This window comes from Cytobacillus stercorigallinarum (assembly GCF_014836495.1).
In the GTDB taxonomy this organism is placed as follows: Bacteria; Bacillota; Bacilli; order Bacillales; family Cytobacillaceae; genus Cytobacillus; species Cytobacillus stercorigallinarum.
This window is the reverse complement of record NZ_JACSQT010000002.1, coordinates 198,333-214,904: the sequence shown is the minus strand read 5'-3', so window position 1 is coordinate 214,904 and position 16,572 is coordinate 198,333. Positions and strand designations below refer to the sequence as shown.

Below are 16,572 nucleotides of genomic sequence, written 5' to 3'. Positions count from 1 at the left end.
TAGATGTTTACAAGTGATGACCTTAGACCAATGTTAGAACCAGAAGCAATAGCCATTATTGGAGCTAGTGGAGATAAAACAAAAATCAGCTATAAACCGATAGCGAATTTAAAAGAGGTAGGCTATGAAGGTGAAGTTTATCTTGTGAATCCAAAATATGAAGAGATATTAGGTTTTCCTTGCTATCAGAAGATAGAAGAACTACCTGAACATATTGACTTAGCCTTGATTTCCGTAGCCGCTAAAAGTGTATTATCTATTATTAAACAATTACACGCGAAGAAGGTAAAAAGTGTATTAATTTTTAGTTCTGGATTTACTGAAATAGGTGGTGAGGGAGAGAAGTTAGAGAAAGAGATAAGAGAGTATGCAAAAGGGCACCATTTGCCGATTTGCGGTCCAAATTCTCTCGGGTTATTTAATTTAAATAAGCAAATGATTGCTTCCTTTTCCAGTTTAAAAGCATGTGATTCTGCACCGATTGCATTTGTTACACAAAGCGGAGCAATCGGATCTTTAACTCATACATTAGCAACTGAAATCGGTATCGGATTTCAAGCATTTGTATCAAGTGGAAATGAAAGCGCGGTTGATTTCTTTGAGTATATTGATTATTTTGCTAAAAGTCGTGATATAAAAGTCATTGGTGGATATTTAGAGGGAGCAAGAAGTGTAACTAAAATGAATCGTGCAATAAAGGCAAGTCATGAAAATAATAAACCACTTGTATTAATGAAAGTTGGAACGTCAGTAATAGGGGCGGATGCGGCTAGTTCGCATACCGCATCATTAGCAGGCAATGCGAAGATCTATCAATCTTATTTTGCTGCAAACAATGTTGTCCTTGTTAATGATGAGGAAGAATTAATCGATACATTATCATTGTTTAATTATGCTAAAAATATGGCTAAAGATGGAGGGACGGTTATCGTCACACAATCCGGTGGTGCAGGCATTATGATGGCTGACCAATGTGAACGTAAAGGAATTAAGCTTGCCACTTTAAAAGCAGAAACGAAAGAAAGACTATCACAAACACTTCCTGCTTTTGCATCAATTAAGAATCCAGTTGATATGACTGCACAAGTGAATCAAAATCCTCAACAAATACTTGCCACTTTAACTGTGCTAGTAGAAGCAATTGAAGTGCAATCCATCGTGCTCTATATTCAAATGACCGATCATTTATTTACACCTATTATCAACAAACTTAGTACGTTGATTAAACAAGCAAATAAGCCCATTGTTGTTTGTTGGTCAGGAATACAGGAAGAAACTAAAAGGGCACTCTTTAGCGAAAAAAGTATTCCATGGATTCCTACCCCCACACGGACCATTAATGCCCTTGCACATGTCGTAAATTACTATACAGCAGAAAGGAATACATCCGCTCAAATAAGAAAAGGAAACCATAAGCAGTCACCGATGATTGTAAATGAAAAACTAAATGAATGGGAAGGGAAGCAACTATTACAATCGATTGGTATAAAAGTGCCTAAAGGGTCTTTTGTTCGTAATCAAGAAGATCTACATGCGCATAGTCTTCCTTTTCCGCTTGTCTTAAAAGGAGTTTCAAAGGAAATAACTCATAAATCTGACTATCAGTTGGTTCAAACAAAAATTAATAATCAACAAGAGTTACTTCGTTTTTATGAAGGGATGATAAATAGAATAAAGCATCATCAAGTCGAACATCTTATCGAAGGAATGATGATTGAAGAAATGGCAGATGAAGGGGTAGAGGTGATTATTGGTGCCATTGATGACCCCACTTTTGGACCGACAATCATGTTTGGTATCGGAGGAATATTTACGGAAGTGCTTGAGGATGTCGTTTTCTTGCCTGCACCGATTACAGAGGCACAGGCTTTACAAATGATCGCTTCTATTAAGGCGTTTCCACTTCTAAATGGAGCCAGGGGAAAACATAAGTCAGATATAAAAGCATTGGCATTAACGATACAATCTTTATCAGAATTTTGTTTATCTCATCAAGGAGAATGGACAGAAATGGAATTTAATCCGATACTCGTCCATAAAGAAGGTAAAGGTGTTACAGCAGTTGATGCTGTCATTGTTGGGAAGAAACAGGCAGAGATATATAATTGATTCACATCCCCTTATTAATGAGACTGAGCGTATAGAGTTCATTAATAAGGGAGTTTATATGCATTTAAATTAAATAGGGCTTCTGTTCAGTGACAAACGATAAAAACTTCTGTATCCCTCCCGCTATAACGGTATCTTGATGGTAAACAAGGTGAGAGTGACGATACAAATCTAGGTCCTCACTTATCGGAATGACGCGGAGTTTACCATTTTCAATTTCTTCTTGCACTGAAATACTTGGCAAGAAAGATATCCCGAGATTGATCTCAATCATTTTTTTCGTTGCATTGATGTCATTAAGCTCCATGCCTGTTCTCATATGAAAATCATAGGAAGAAAGCTTTTGTTCGATTTGTTGCCAATAGTTTGATTCTTTCCCATAAACAATGAAGGTTTCATCAGCTAAGTCACTTAAATGTGGACTTGGAATATTTGTTAAGCGATTGTTCGCTGAGGCAACGAGGACAATAGGATCTTGTCCTATATGATGGCTGATTAAATCTTCTTCTATAAACTCTTTTTGAGCGGAACGTGCAATGGCAAAATGCACTTCACGATGATAGAGCATATCGATCATTTTAGGTGTAAAAGCCGTATGCAGTATGATTTCAATTGCAGGATAGGAAATGTGAAAGCTTTCTAAAATTTTTGGTAAGATCCAGTAACAAAATGAATCAGAAGTTACTAGAGAGAGGGAACCTTTATCCCCTTCTTTATATTGAGTGAGTGATTTTTCAGCCTCTTCTAGTAATGAAAGAATTTGTGTGGAATAGGGATAAAGAATTTTTCCGGCTTCAGTTAAGTTACCTAATGCTTTATTTTTTCGATTGAATAATTGCAGTCCTAATTGGTCTTCTAAAGATTTAATTTGAGAGCTAACAGTTGGTTGTGAAATACATAATTCCTCAGCAGCTTTAGAAAAGTTATGATGTTTATAGACTGATAGAAATACTTCTAATTGTTTAATATCCATCTACTAACGCTCCTTACATGTTTTCCTGCTGCCACTATTTTATCATATAGATATCAGATAATTTATTATCATTCTAAAATTTCATTGACAAAAAATTTTTTTGTATATAAAATTACGGATAATAGGAAAATGAAGGAGTAGAAGAGATGGATGAGCATGTAAAGAAGGCGAAGAGAAAATATAATGTACCTGCAGTCGACAGCGCATTTAAAATCCTTACTTTATTAAGTCGAAAAAAGTTTAGTAAAAGTAACTTAACTGAGATTGCTAATGCTTTATCATTAACGCCAACAACATGTTACCGCATTCTGCAAAAACTAGAAGAGCTATCGGTTGTACGTTATGATCAAAGTTCGAAAAGATATAGTCTTGGACCCTATTTAGTCGTTTTAGGAGAAAGAGCGAAAGAAAATATATTAGACTTATCTGTTATTATGCCTTATTTGGAAAGATTAACAGAAGAAACAGGATTAACGAGTTTTCTCGTCAATCGAATTGGTGAAAAAAAATCGACCATCATTGCGAAGGTTGAAGCAGAACAATTTGGAATAAATGTATCTGTAGGAAGACATTTCTCAATTGTAGATGGTGCTTATGGTAAGTGTTTGTTAGCTAATCTCAGGCGAGAAGAAGCAAAACGGTTAATTGATTATAATGATGGTCTTCGCCCTTTATCGGAAAACGAAATGAAAGAATTATTAATAGAGTTAGAGAGGATAAAAATAAAAGGATATGCCATTTCATATGGGGAATATATTGATGGTTTAATTGGCATTGCTGCCCCGATCTTTAATAATACGAATAAAGTGGAGATGTCCATTTCGTTAGTTGGCTTAACCAGTCAGTTGCAAGGAGCGGAAGCAGAAAGAATTGGTGAACTAGTAAAGGGAATTGCCAGTGAAATTACAATTAAATTAGGTGGAGAAAGCCGTTTAGTCTAATTAGAACAGACATTATTATTCAGTCAGAAGATAAGGAGTAATAATGTCTTTTTTGCTGAGAATTATCGAATATGGTTAAATAATCTTAATTTTCTAATTTTTCATTGACAAAAATTTTTTTAATATATAAAATTTAGTACATATCATATTTTCGAATGGGAGGTAGTTTAATGGACTTAAAGAATAAAGTAGCGATAGTCACTGGCGCTGGAAAGGGAATCGGTAGAGAGATTAGTCTTTTATTAGCTCAACATGGTGCTCAAATAGTCGTTGGTGACTTGAATGTAGAGGCATGTGAATCTGTCGTGAATGAAATCGAAAAGGTTGGATCAAGGGGATTAGCAGTAAAAGTAGATGTTGCCAAAAAAGAAAGTGTGGACGAACTTTTCTCAAAGACAATTAGTCATTTTGGTGATATAGATGTGCTTGTTAATAATGCCGGAATTACACGTGATGCAATGCTTCATAAAATGACAGAAGAGCAATTTGACCAAGTGATTCAAGTACATATGAAAGGGACATTCTTATGTATGCAAGCCGCGGCACTTCATATGAGAAAACAAGAAAAGGGAAAGATTGTTAATATCTCCTCCATTGCCGGTAAAGTTGGTAATATGGGGCAAGTGAATTACGCAGGCGCAAAGGCAGGAATTGTGGGCATGACGAAAGCCGCAGCAAAAGAATTAGCTAAGTTCCAGGTCAATGTTAACGCCATACAACCCGGTTTTATCGAAACAGATATGACCAAAGCCATTCCTGACAAATTAAAGGAGTTGAAAATAGCTGAAATACCGATGCAAAAAGTAGGTCAACCTCTTGATATTGCTAAAGCTGTCGTTTTCTTAAGCTCTCATTACGCAGATTATATCACTGGGAATGTAATTGAAGTAACTGGTGGCAGATATATGTAAGCGATTGCACAATAAGAAAATAAATTGATAATTACTAACATCTCTTCTCAGTCATACAAAATGACAAAACAACATCCTCAACAAAGATACATCTTGAAATACTCTCTTTTAACTTCTTTGTAATGACCAAACCCATTAATAAAAACATATTCCTACCAATTCATTAGTTATTACTTTTCATATGAATTTCCACAAATAAATGCATAGATGGAGGGTTACTATGTCAATTAAAAACGCTGCTGCCATTGTTGGAGTAGGTGACATTGAGCTTGAAGATGGGAAAGTAAAAGACGGTTTATCCGTCATGCAAATTCAAGCAATTGCAGCAAAACGAGCATTAGATGATGCAGGTTTATCAAAGTCTGATGTAGATGGTCTGTTTGTTGCTGGTCTATGGGGAGTACCCGGTGTTGGTACATTTCCTTCTGTTGTCATGGGAGAATATCTGGGGATTGAGCCAAACTATACAGATTCTACACAGATCGGTGGTTCTTCATTTGAAGCTCATATTGGCCATGCTGCAGCTGCCATTCAAGCAGGACTTTGTGAAGTGGCATTAATTTTATATGGAAGTACACAGAAATCAGAGAGATCACGATCTTTAGCAGGAAGGCCACCTACGTTTACTGCACAATATGAAACACCTTTTGGCTTACCTTCACCAGCTGGTGCCTATGCAATGGCGGCAAATCGCCACATGCATCAATACGGAACAACGAATGAAGACTTAGCCGAGATAGCAGTTGCAACAAGAAAATGGGCGCAATTAAATCCTTTTGCGACAAAAAGGGATACGATATCCATTGAGGATGTGTTGCAATCACCGATGATTACAGATCCTCTTCATTTACTAGATTGCTGTCTGGTAACAGATGGAGCAGGAGCCGTTGTACTTGTATCACCTGAGCGAGCAAAGGATTGTCGAAAAAAACCGGTATGGATTCTTGGTCAAGGTGAGGCACATAGTCATTGGTCTATTCAGGCGATGCCTGACTTAACAGTGACATCTGCTGCACAATCAGGTAAACGAGCGTTTGAGATGGCCGGTGTTGGCCATGATGACATTGATTTTGTTGAAATCTATGACTCTTTCACGATTACGGTGTTGCTCACATTAGAATCTTTAGGTTTTTGTAAGCGTGGTGAAGGTGGCGATTTTGTGAAGAATCAACGTACAGCTCCGGGCGGTGATTTTCCAATGAATACGAACGGTGGGGGCCTTTCATACGCACATCCAGGCATGTACGGTATCTTTTTAATTATTGAAGCGGTAAGGCAATTAAGAGGTGAGTGTGGAGAGAGACAAGTGAAAGAAGCAAAAATAGGACTTGTGAATGGAACAGGGGGAACACTTTCCTCAACATCGGTCGTCATTTTAGGGAGGGACTAAACAGATGGATGAGATAATGAAGCCATTACCAATTATTGATAATGATTCGAAATTTTTTTGGGAAGGGTGCGAGAAAAACAAATTATTCATTCAACAATGTCAAAGTTGCTCTTTGCATATCTTTTACCCACGTATTCTATGTCCTCACTGTGGAGAGGAAAACGTGACTTGGGTTGAAGCAAGCGGAGAGGGTACGATTTATTCTTATACGATTGCGCGAAGAGCTGGTGGTCCTGCATTTAAGGGCGATTTACCTTATTGTGTTGCCCTCGTCGAGCTAGAAGAAGGGGTTAGGATGATGACGAACATTATTGATACGGATATGGAAGCCATTCATTGCAACCAAAAAGTAAAGGTCGTCTTTCAAAAAGTCGGAGAGATGGCTCTACCCATGTTTACGCCTGTATAAGATAGTGTTCATTTGCCATATCTGGATGGGAGGTTATTACATGAAAAAAGGGAATAAAATGCTTCCATTAGTCCTGCTGCTAATACTATGTTTTCTTATAGCTGGATGTAGCTCCGCTTCGCAAGCTTCGTTGCTTGCAGATGAATCGGGTCTTGCTGATCAAATGACGTGGAGTGTATATGATGTAGGTTCTGGTGGTTATGCAGAAATGTCAGCTATTGCGAATGTGCTAACAGAAAAATATGATACAAAAGTGAGAATGCTACCATCTGCAAGTGGTGTTGGAAGGATGGTACCTTTAAGGCGTGAAATTGCTTCTGTAGGAAAAGTTGGAGATGAAATTCAACTGGCATTTGAAGGGACAGAAGAATTCACTTCAAAAAAATGGGGACCGCAAGATGTTCGTGCTTATTGGGCACCCATTAGCCAATTCGGATTTGCTGTGAGAGAAAACTCAGATATACAAACTCTCAAAGATTTAAGAGGAAAGAAGATTCCAATAATCGCAGGAAACACTTCCGTCAATTTGAAAAATGAAGCGATGCTTGCCTTCGCTGGTTTAACTTGGGATGATGTAGAGCCCGTAAAAATCACTTCCTATTCAGGACAAGGAGAAGCGCTTATCCAAGGACAAATTGATGTTGCTGGTATTAATCCGACTGCATCTACAATGTTTGAAGCCCATAGTAAAGGCGGGATTCGTTGGCTGGAAATGGATAAAGGTGACGATGAAGGTTGGGCAAGAGTAGAGGAAGTGGCTGCATGGTTATTTCCTATTCATTCAAAGCAAGGAGCAGGGATGGAAAAAGGTTTCAATGTCATGGGCCATGGCTATTTAATTGGGGGATACGCAGATCAAAGTGAAGAGGCAGTCTACCAGTTTATTAAATCGTTAAATGATTCTTTCCATCTATATAGCGATGCACTACCTAATCTAGCACTATATGGTAAAGATGAAGTTTTAACAGAGCCAAAAGGGATTCCGTTTCACGACGGTGTCATCCGGTTCTTTAAAGAAGAAGGTTTATGGAGTAAAGAGAAACAACAAAAAAATGATCAATTAATTGAACGGTACGAAGAGTTAAGAGAAGTGTGGGATAAAACAGTTGCATACGCTGAAAAAGAAGATTTAACAGATGAGGAATTCGAAGCGCTCTGGTTGCAAAACCGAGAAACTGTCAATAAGAAATAAGATAACCATCCATTCTTAAAATGTGAGGTGAGTTTAGTCTATGATGCAGTCACGTTTAAACACTTTTTGGAAAACGATCATTATTAGCTCTACTCTAATAGGCATTTTCTTATCTGTAAACATGTTATTCTATCTTGAATTATTTGGCATAAATCCAATCCAAAATGCTTATATGATCTTATTATTAGCATGTTTTCTCCCTAGCGCTTATCTTATGTTCCCCGCAAAGAAAACGGATCTTTCAATTAAATGGTATGATATAGCCTGTTTTTTATTATCCCTAATCATTGCTATCGCCATTGGCTTGAATGGTGAACGGATTATTATTGAGGGATGGGATTGGGAGGCTCCCATTTTACCGACAATTGCCTCAATTCTTCTTTGGGGGCTAATTATTGAAGCTCTTAGAAGAACGGCCGGTCTTGTTTTAGCGATGATTTGTCTAGTAATCTCACTGTATCCGCTTATTGCAGGAGTCATCCCGATAGAATTGCTCCAAGGACAGTCTTATGATTTTCTTACGTTAGCGAGAAATCACATCATGAGTTCTAATAGCGTCTTTGGTATTGCTTATACAACGATAGGAAATTTATTACTTGGATTTTTAGTCTTTGGTGTAGTCATTACGAAAACTGGAGGCGGTGACTTTTTCTTCAACCTCGCTCTTTCTATCTTTGGCAAAACAAGGGGGGGTTCAGCGAAGGTTGCCGTTGTAGGGAGTGCGTTTTTTGGCATGTTGAGTGGTAGTGCCGTTTCAAATGCCGTGACAATTGGTGCAATGACCATACCGGCAATGAAGAAAACAGGTTATAAACCGCATTATGCAGCAGCTATTGAGGCGACAGCCTCTACAGGAGGTACGATTACACCACCGATTATGGGGTCGGCAGCCTTTATCATGGCCTCTTTTTTAGCGGTTCCTTATTATGAAATCGCTTTAGCCGCTGCAGTACCAGCATTTCTTTATTATTTTGGCTTATTTATTCAAATTGATGGATATGCTGCCAAAAATGGATTGAAAGGGATGTCTGTTTCGGAAATACCACCTTTCTGGAAAACATTGAAAGAGGGTTGGTATTATATCTTCTCAATCGTTGTCATGATTTTCTTCTTAGCAGTACTAAACTCAGAAGGGCAAGCACCTTATTATGCGAGTGCTGTATTGTTACTCATTGCCATGATAAAGAAATCAACGAGGATGTCAGGTAAAGACCTAGCGAATATGGTTGTGAATATAGGAAAGGTTTTAACTGATATCGTTGTGATTATTGCTGGGGTAGGCTTTATTGTTGGTGCGTTGTCCGCTACAGGAGTATCGTTTTCGTTTTCACGTGAATTAGTGGCTGCTGCGGGTGATAATACTTTCTTAATCTTAATTGGTGGAGCACTTACCTGCTTTATTTTAGGGATGGGTATGACTGTATCCGCTGTATATGTATTTTTAGCAGTAATTATGGCACCGGCACTTGTTGCAGTCGGTGTAGATCCAATTGCAGCACATTTATACGTTGTTTATTGGGCAACTGTCTCCTATATCACGCCACCAGTAGCATTAGCTGCCTTTTCTACAGCAAGTATAGCAGGAGCAAGTCCGATGAAAACAGCTTTTCAATCTGTCCAGTTAGGGTCAGTAAAGTTTATCGTCCCTTTCTTCATGATTTATAATCCAGCCATATTGATTGGGCGCGGAGATCCGTGGGAGACGGTCATCAGTATAATTGTTGCCATTATAGGGATTGCATGCATTTCCTTTGCTCTGGAAGGTTATCTTGTGGGAGCTGGCACTTTAGTTGTGGCAGAGCGAATCATTCTATTTGTTGCTGGTCTGATAATGTTTGTTCCGATGTGGTCATTTATTATCGGGGGAACCGTGATAGCTATATGTCTTTATGTACTTAAATGGCGTAGAAATAGAAGTAATTATAATCAAGGTAATGAACTGGAGGTATAACGAATGGATAAAAATGAAGCGATACAAAAATTTCTTCACCCAGCATCAATCGCTATTGTAGGCGTATCAAAAGATTTTACATCCATTAGTGGTAAACCGATTAAAAATCTTATTCACCATCATTATAAAGGAAACATTTATCCTGTTAACCCTAAATATGACGAGATTGGTGGTTACAAATGTTACCCATCTTTAGTTGATATTCCGGAATCCGTTGATGTTGCATTAATTGCAGTTTCAGCTAAAAGAATGTTATCCATCATCGATCAATGTAAACAAAAGGCGATTAGAAATATTGTTCTATTCGGCTCAGGTTTTGCAGAAATAGGAGAAGAAGGTTCAAATCTACAGAACAAAGTATTAGAAAAGGCAAAGGAAGCAAATATTCATATTCTTGGTCCCAACTGTGTCGGCTTATTAAATGTTCATTTATCACTACCAATGGGTTTTGCTACCTCGTTTGAAACAGACCGGCCATTTATTTCTGGACCAGTCGGGTTTGCTTCTCAAAGTGGAGCGATCGGCTTTTCATTATTTGGGATGGCACAAGAAGAAAATATTGGGTTTTCCTATGTTGTAAATACAGGTAATCAGATGGATATTACGACACTTGATGTAATGAACTATATGGTAAATGATGAGCAGACATCAATCATTACTGGTTATTTAGAGAGTATTCCTGATGGGGAACAATTCATTCGATTAGCGAAAGCCGCAAAAGAAAAAAATAAACCACTCATCATGCTGAAAGCTGGAAGGTCAAAATTAGGACAGAAAGCAGCTTTATCACACACAGCCTCAATGACTGGTTCTGACGAAACCTATCAAGCCATCGCTAAACAATATGGCATTATTACAGTGAATGATATTGATGACTTAATCTCAACAGTCAAAGTCTTTTTGAATCAAAAAAGGGCAGCTGGGAATCGAGTGGTAACGATTTCTAATTCTGGAGCTGCAGGTATTGCAATGGCTGATTATAGTGAAGATTTACAGCTTAATATGATTACTTTAGCTGAAGAAACTAGGCGAAAAGTAGCAGATTTAATCCCTACTTACGGTTCTGCAATGAATCCGATTGATGTGACTGCGCAAAGTTTAAAAGAACAACATATCCTAACCGATACATTGAAAATTTTATTAGAGGATACAACAATAGACAGCATTGTTTTTCAAACGACATTTGGAGGCGAATTAGGCTTTAATATTTGCAAAGCAATAGCGGAAATAGACGCAAAAACAGATAAACCGATACTCGTGACGATTACTGGCACCGATGAATTAACAGGAAAAGGAAGAAGGTATTTACAACAAAATAATATCCCAGTATATAAAACATCTTATGAAACAATGGTTGCACTAAGCGTACTAGTACAATATTCAACAAAGACGGTGAATGATGTGCAGGTAACAGCTGAAAACATGTATAAACGTGAGGAAATAAAAGAACGAATTTGGACTGAAGTAAAGGTCAAACATTTATTATCAAACTTTGGCATCCGCACACCTAAAGGCGTACTTATCAATAAGATAGACGAGATAGCGACAATGAAAGTAGACTGGGATATCCCTAAGGTGTGCAAAGTCATTTCTGCCGATATTCTTCATAAAACGGATGCAGGAGGTGTGATTGTTAATATACAGAATGAACAACAATTAGCATTAGCGGTTAAGGAGATATCAGAAAATGCCAAGAAATATGATAAAGAAGCACAGATAGATGGCTTTCTTGTGGAAGAGATGGTGAAGCAAGAAGGCGTAGAATTTTTCATTGGCGTGAAAGAGGATCCACAATTTGGTGCCATTATTGTCTGTGGACTAGGCGGGATATTTATTGAAGTATTAAAAGATGTTTCGCTAAGAAAAGCCCCAGTCAGTAAGGAGGATGCAATGGAGATGCTAACGGAATTAAAAGGTTATGCCATTTTGCAAGGAGTTAGGGGAAAATGCAGACATGACATTCATGCATTAGCTCGAGCGATAGAGAAGATATCTCATTTTGCTGCTAATCAAAAAGGTAGATTAAAAGAGATGGATATCAACCCTCTTCTTGTGCTTGAAGAAGGAGAAGGTGTGCTTGCCTTAGATGGTGTCATCGTTTGGGATGAAAAAATTGATCATTTAATAGAATCCTTATGAATGGAGAAATCTCTATTATGAAGAATGAATACTTACATTGGCTAGAAAATGAGTTTCATACATCTCCTTATTGGCAGCTTCTTGGTATTACGATGGATGAATTGGAAGCAGGAAGAGCGCGCATTAAGATGGCAGTAGAAAAACAACATTTAAACTCTAATGGTGTGGTTCATGGAGGCGCAACTGCCTCCTTATTGGATTCGGTTATAGGGGTCACTATTCGCTCAATGAAAGATGTTAAAGTTGCGACAATTTCATTAACCACTCAATTTCTATTACCAGTTAAAGAAGGCATCTTGTATGCAGAAGCGAAAATGATACACGAAGGAAGAAGAATCCAATATGTTGAGTCTATCCTAACTCAGGAAGATGGAAGTGTTGTTGCAAAAGCGCTAGGTACCTTTTCTGTTAAACAGCGGATAAGTTAGGAGGGGGATTTATGGATGAGTCTATTAAAGTACCTCAACCGGAACCGATAAAAGGTGGCATGCCAGAACCGACAGAAATCAATTATTTCTTATCAGATCCCCATATTCATTTTTTATTAGCACACTATGCAAACGATGATTATCGATTATTTAAAGCTAAGTTAATGGAGTTAGGGGATAGAGCAAGTAATGAAATCGATCCGCTTTCGAGAGAGGCGGACAGACATCCACCGACATTAACAATGTATGATAAGCGGGGACAACGAATAAATGATGTTAATTATCATTCATCCTATTCACGTCTCGAGGAAATCGGTTATGAAGAATTCGGGTTGGTTGCCATGAGTCATCGCAGTGGTGTCATGGGGTCTAAAGAGGTTTTTAATAAAGTGATGAAATATACTTTTTGGTATGTATTTGCTCAAGCTGAATTTGGCTTATGTTGTCCGATGAGTATGACGGATTCAGCTGCGAAGATTTTGGAAGATTATGGAAGTTTAGAGCTGAAGGAAGAATATTTATCCAAATTAATTAGTACGAAGAGTAATAGAATGACCGCTGCTCAATTTATGACAGAAAAGCAAGGCGGATCGGATGTTGGTGCCAATTCAGTAACAGCAGAAGCTAATGGAGATGCATGGTTCATCACGGGGGATAAATGGTTTTGTTCGAATGTTAGTGCTGATGTAGCACTTGTTTTAGCTAGACCAATAGATGCAAAAGAAGGAACAAAAGGATTGGCCATGTTTTTAGTACCAAGAATCATACCAGGTGGAGAAAGAAATCATTATACGATCAATAAATTAAAAGATAAATTAGGGACAAAAGGAATGGCCTCAGGAGAAGTAACTTTTGAGCGGGCGATTGGTTACTTAGTCGGTGAACTTGATCATGGGTTTAAACAAATGATGTCAATGGTCAACGCTTCAAGGTTATCAAATAGTGTCCGTTCTACAGGTCTCATTAGGCGCTCTTATTTAGAAGCTTTATATACAACTAGAGGACGAATTGCATTTGAAAAACCATTAGCGAAACTTCCTCTCATGCAGAAACAATTATTTGAAATGATGCTAACATCAGAAGTGGCGACATCCATGTCACTTTATACAGCATATATGTATGATTTGACCGAATCTAAAAAGGACGAGAAAGCAAAAACGATGCTAAGGTTGTTAACACCCTTGTTAAAAGGTGTAATTTGCAAACAAGCAAGAGTGATTGCAGGAGAATCGATGGAAATGAGAGGTGGCAATGGTTATATTGAAGAATGGGCAAATGCTAAACTTGTTCGAGACGCTCATTTAGGGTCAATATGGGAAGGTACGACGAATATTGTCGCCTTGGATGTTTTAAGAGCAATAACAAAAAATAAGGCAAATACGGTGTTAATAGAAACAATGAAAACGATTTTAAATGAAGTGACATTTGTTGATTTTACCCCATTGAAAAAGAAATTATTAACAAATATCCATCGATTAGAGGAAGATCTTAACTTAATAGGGCAAGTTAGCCCTACAGATGTAGAGATGGAAGCTATTTCTATTATGCAACACATTTATTATTTAGTAGCGAATTGCTTATTATTACAAGAAGCTGAAATCGAAAGGAAGAAAACAAGAAGTTATAGAAAATATTTTAATGCTTGTTATTATTATCATCTGCATTTCCGAGAAAGTAAAAGTCGATGTTTTCACGAAAGTGTATGGCAATGGGGGGAAGACGTTATCAATTGGGTAATGATCCCCAGATCAGCGATCTCTCTTTTTAATGAGTATTTAAGTAAATAGAAAATTCTAAAAAATATTGCAATTAAAAATTGGATACAGTATCCTATAGATAACCATTATTAAGCAGAGTGAAGACGAACAATATCACTCGAGAGAAACAGCGAGAAGCTTCGCTGACTAATGTAAGTTTTCTAGCAAGCCATTAAAATATCACTTAAAACGACCCTCTAAGTTACTGAATGGGAATGCACCATACATCTCCACAAGTCCATCTATGACATTTGGCGAAAAATGAGCATGTATTCGCTCCCCTTTCTTTTTTGAATCATACTAAACCAAGAACAACTATGGCCATGATTGAGGATGAAATTAATGCTCATTCAAGGCAAAAAGGAGGATATAAATGAAGGTTGAGACATATGAAACGATTGGCCTAAAAAAAATCCATCATAATCAAATTGCTATTTTACGTTTAAACCGTCCACAATCAATGAATGCACTGAATACAAAAATGGCAAGTGAAATCGTATCAAGTTTAGAAAGCTTAAAATATGATCCAGATTTACGTGTCATTATTTTAACAGCAGAGGGAGATAAAAGCTTTTGTGTTGGAGCTGATTTAAAAGAACGAAACGGTATGAGCCAAAGTGACTGGAAAAAGCAACATGATATTTTTGAAAGAGTAACTGAATTAATTCGAGAGTTTCCTTTTCCCGTTATTTGTGCTGTAAATGGTTATGCGCTGGGTGGCGGTATGGAGATTGCACTAAGCTGTGATATGCGCACAGCAAATGAAAACGCTTCATTCGGTTTACCTGAAGCGAAACTCGGTCTTATACCGGGAATTGGTGGCACACAAATGGCCGTAAGAGTGTTACCACTTGCGATAGCGAAAGAAGTTTTATTTACCGGTAAAAGAATCAGTGCTATAGAAGCTGAAAAATATGGACTCGTGAATAAAGTTTGCAGAGAAGAAAATTTATTAGAAGAAACGATTAAGTTGGCTTCAGAAATTGCTGAAAATGCTCCACTTTCATTAAAGGCAATAAAGAAAGTTGTTAATAAAGGAGCAGATTGCGATTTATCTACGGGAATCGCGCTAGAATTAGAAGCATATTATCGTTGTGCTAATTCTAGCGATCGTTTAGAAGGAATTTATGCTTTTAATGAAAAAAGAAAACCACAATGGCAAGGAAAATAAAGGAGGGTAAAAATGGCACAGACGAAAGTCAATACTGAACATGACATGATTAGAAAAAGTGTGAAAACTTTATGTGAGAGATTTCCGGAAACGTATTGGCAAGAAACGGATGAAAGGGGAGAATATCCAACAAGTTTCGTTCAAGCCTTAACAGATGAGGGCTGGCTTTCCGTTCTTATTCCAGAACAATATGGCGGAGCTGGCTTGGGAATGACGGAAGCGAGTATCGTGTTAGAAGAAATTAATCGCTCAGGTGGGAATGCGGGTGCTTGCCACGCCCAGATGTATACAATGGGTGCCATCCTAAGGCATGGTAGTGAAGACCAAAAACAAAGATTTCTCCCGAAAATCGCCAGTGGCGAAGCAAGGCTCCAAGCATTTGGGATTACTGAACCAACAGCTGGCAGTGATACAACGAGTATCGAAACTTTTGCCCAAAAGCAAGGAGATAAATATATAGTTAACGGACAGAAAATTTGGACATCTAGAGCTGAGCATTCTGATTTAATGCTACTTCTAGCAAGAACCACACCAAAAGAAGCTGTAGCGAAGAAAACAGACGGCTTAAGTTTATTCATACTAGATATGAAAGAACAAAGTGATAAAATAACCATTCGTCCAATTGATACAATGATTAATCATGCGACAACAGAAGTATTCTTTGAAAATGCTGAAATTCCTGTAGAAAACTTAATTGGTGAAGAAGGTAAAGGATTTAAATATGTTCTTAGTGGTATGAATGCGGAAAGAATATTAATTGCCTCAGAATCTGTTGGAGACGGTTTATACTTTATTGATCGCTCAGTGCAGTATGCTAATGAACGCGTGGTCTTTAATCGCCCTATTGGACAGAATCAAGGTGTACAATTTCCGATTGGTAAGGCGTATATGGAAATACAAGCAGCAAAGCTAATGAGAGATAGGGCGGCTGAATTATTTGATGAGGGAGTCAATTGCGGTGCAGAAGCAAATATGGCTAAATACCTTACTTCTGAAGCGACATGGAATGCAGGAAATGCGGCAATGGATACTTACGGTGGCTATGGTTTTGCTAAAGAATATAATATTGAACGGAAATTTAGAGAAGCGAGATTATTTAAGGTTGCCCCTATTGCCAATAACTTAGTGTTAAGCTTTGTCGGACAGCATGTATTGGGATTACCAAGGTCTTATTAACTTGTACCATTTCTTTTACTACAGG

At 37.8% G+C, this 16,572-nt stretch carries 13 protein-coding genes; 12 read left to right on the top strand and 1 reads right to left on the bottom strand.

All coding sequences use genetic code 11. The features are described 5' to 3' along the window. The first annotated feature begins 3 nt into the window (after positions 1-3). On the top strand, positions 4-2,109 hold the full coding sequence (locus H9655_RS05590; protein WP_191811777.1) for an acetate--CoA ligase family protein: 2,106 nt from the start codon (positions 4-6) through the stop codon (positions 2,107-2,109). Positions 2,110-2,173: 64 nt separating this feature from the next. On the opposite strand, the gene H9655_RS05585 is transcribed toward H9655_RS05590, so the two are convergent. Then, on the bottom strand, positions 2,174-3,082 hold the full coding sequence (locus H9655_RS05585; RefSeq protein WP_191811775.1) for a LysR family transcriptional regulator: 909 nt from the start codon (positions 3,080-3,082) through the stop codon (positions 2,174-2,176). Between the two features lie 146 nt (positions 3,083-3,228). Between H9655_RS05585 and H9655_RS05580 the strand changes: the two genes are divergently transcribed. The 11 genes from H9655_RS05580 to H9655_RS05530 all read left to right on the top strand — a co-directional run bounded on the left by H9655_RS05580 (position 3,229) and on the right by H9655_RS05530 (position 16,547). After that, the gene (locus H9655_RS05580; RefSeq protein ID WP_191811774.1) at positions 3,229-4,023 is read left to right on the top strand and encodes an IclR family transcriptional regulator; all 795 of its coding nucleotides are present in this window, start codon (positions 3,229-3,231) and stop codon (positions 4,021-4,023) included. A gap of 170 nt (positions 4,024-4,193) precedes the next feature. Then, positions 4,194-4,934, top strand: a complete 741-nt coding sequence (gene fabG, locus H9655_RS05575) for a 3-oxoacyl-ACP reductase FabG (RefSeq protein WP_191811772.1) — start codon at positions 4,194-4,196, stop codon at positions 4,932-4,934. A 220-nt stretch (positions 4,935-5,154) separates the two neighbouring features. Further along, positions 5,155-6,324: an acetyl-CoA acetyltransferase gene (locus H9655_RS05570; protein ID WP_191811770.1), complete on the top strand. Its 1,170-nt coding sequence runs from the start codon at positions 5,155-5,157 to the stop codon at positions 6,322-6,324. A gap of 4 nt (positions 6,325-6,328) precedes the next feature. Beyond that, positions 6,329-6,733 carry a Zn-ribbon domain-containing OB-fold protein gene (locus H9655_RS05565; protein WP_191811768.1) on the top strand — a complete coding sequence of 135 codons (405 nt, stop codon included), beginning with the start codon at positions 6,329-6,331 and terminating at the stop codon, positions 6,731-6,733. 40 nt (positions 6,734-6,773) lie between these two features. Beyond that, a complete protein-coding gene (locus H9655_RS05560; protein WP_191811766.1) occupies positions 6,774-7,925 on the top strand; it encodes a TAXI family TRAP transporter solute-binding subunit in 1,152 nt (383 codons plus the stop codon). Between the two features lie 40 nt (positions 7,926-7,965). Further along, positions 7,966-9,876 (top strand): TRAP transporter permease, encoded by a 1,911-nt coding sequence (locus H9655_RS05555; protein ID WP_191811764.1) that lies wholly within the window; start codon positions 7,966-7,968, stop codon positions 9,874-9,876. A 3-nt stretch (positions 9,877-9,879) separates the two neighbouring features. Then, a complete protein-coding gene (locus tag H9655_RS05550) occupies positions 9,880-12,015 on the top strand; it encodes an acetate--CoA ligase family protein (protein ID WP_191811762.1) in 2,136 nt (711 codons plus the stop codon). A gap of 17 nt (positions 12,016-12,032) precedes the next feature. Continuing rightward, the gene (locus H9655_RS05545; RefSeq protein ID WP_191811760.1) at positions 12,033-12,443 is read left to right on the top strand and encodes a PaaI family thioesterase; all 411 of its coding nucleotides are present in this window, start codon (positions 12,033-12,035) and stop codon (positions 12,441-12,443) included. Positions 12,444-12,454: 11 nt separating this feature from the next. Beyond that, the gene (locus tag H9655_RS05540) at positions 12,455-14,230 is read left to right on the top strand and encodes an acyl-CoA dehydrogenase family protein (RefSeq protein WP_191811758.1); all 1,776 of its coding nucleotides are present in this window, start codon (positions 12,455-12,457) and stop codon (positions 14,228-14,230) included. A 343-nt stretch (positions 14,231-14,573) separates the two neighbouring features. After that, positions 14,574-15,371 carry an enoyl-CoA hydratase/isomerase family protein gene (locus H9655_RS05535; RefSeq protein WP_191811756.1) on the top strand — a complete coding sequence of 266 codons (798 nt, stop codon included), beginning with the start codon at positions 14,574-14,576 and terminating at the stop codon, positions 15,369-15,371. Positions 15,372-15,383: 12 nt separating this feature from the next. Then, a complete protein-coding gene (locus H9655_RS05530) occupies positions 15,384-16,547 on the top strand; it encodes an acyl-CoA dehydrogenase family protein (RefSeq protein ID WP_225230460.1) in 1,164 nt (387 codons plus the stop codon). The last annotated feature ends 25 nt before the right edge of the window (positions 16,548-16,572 follow it).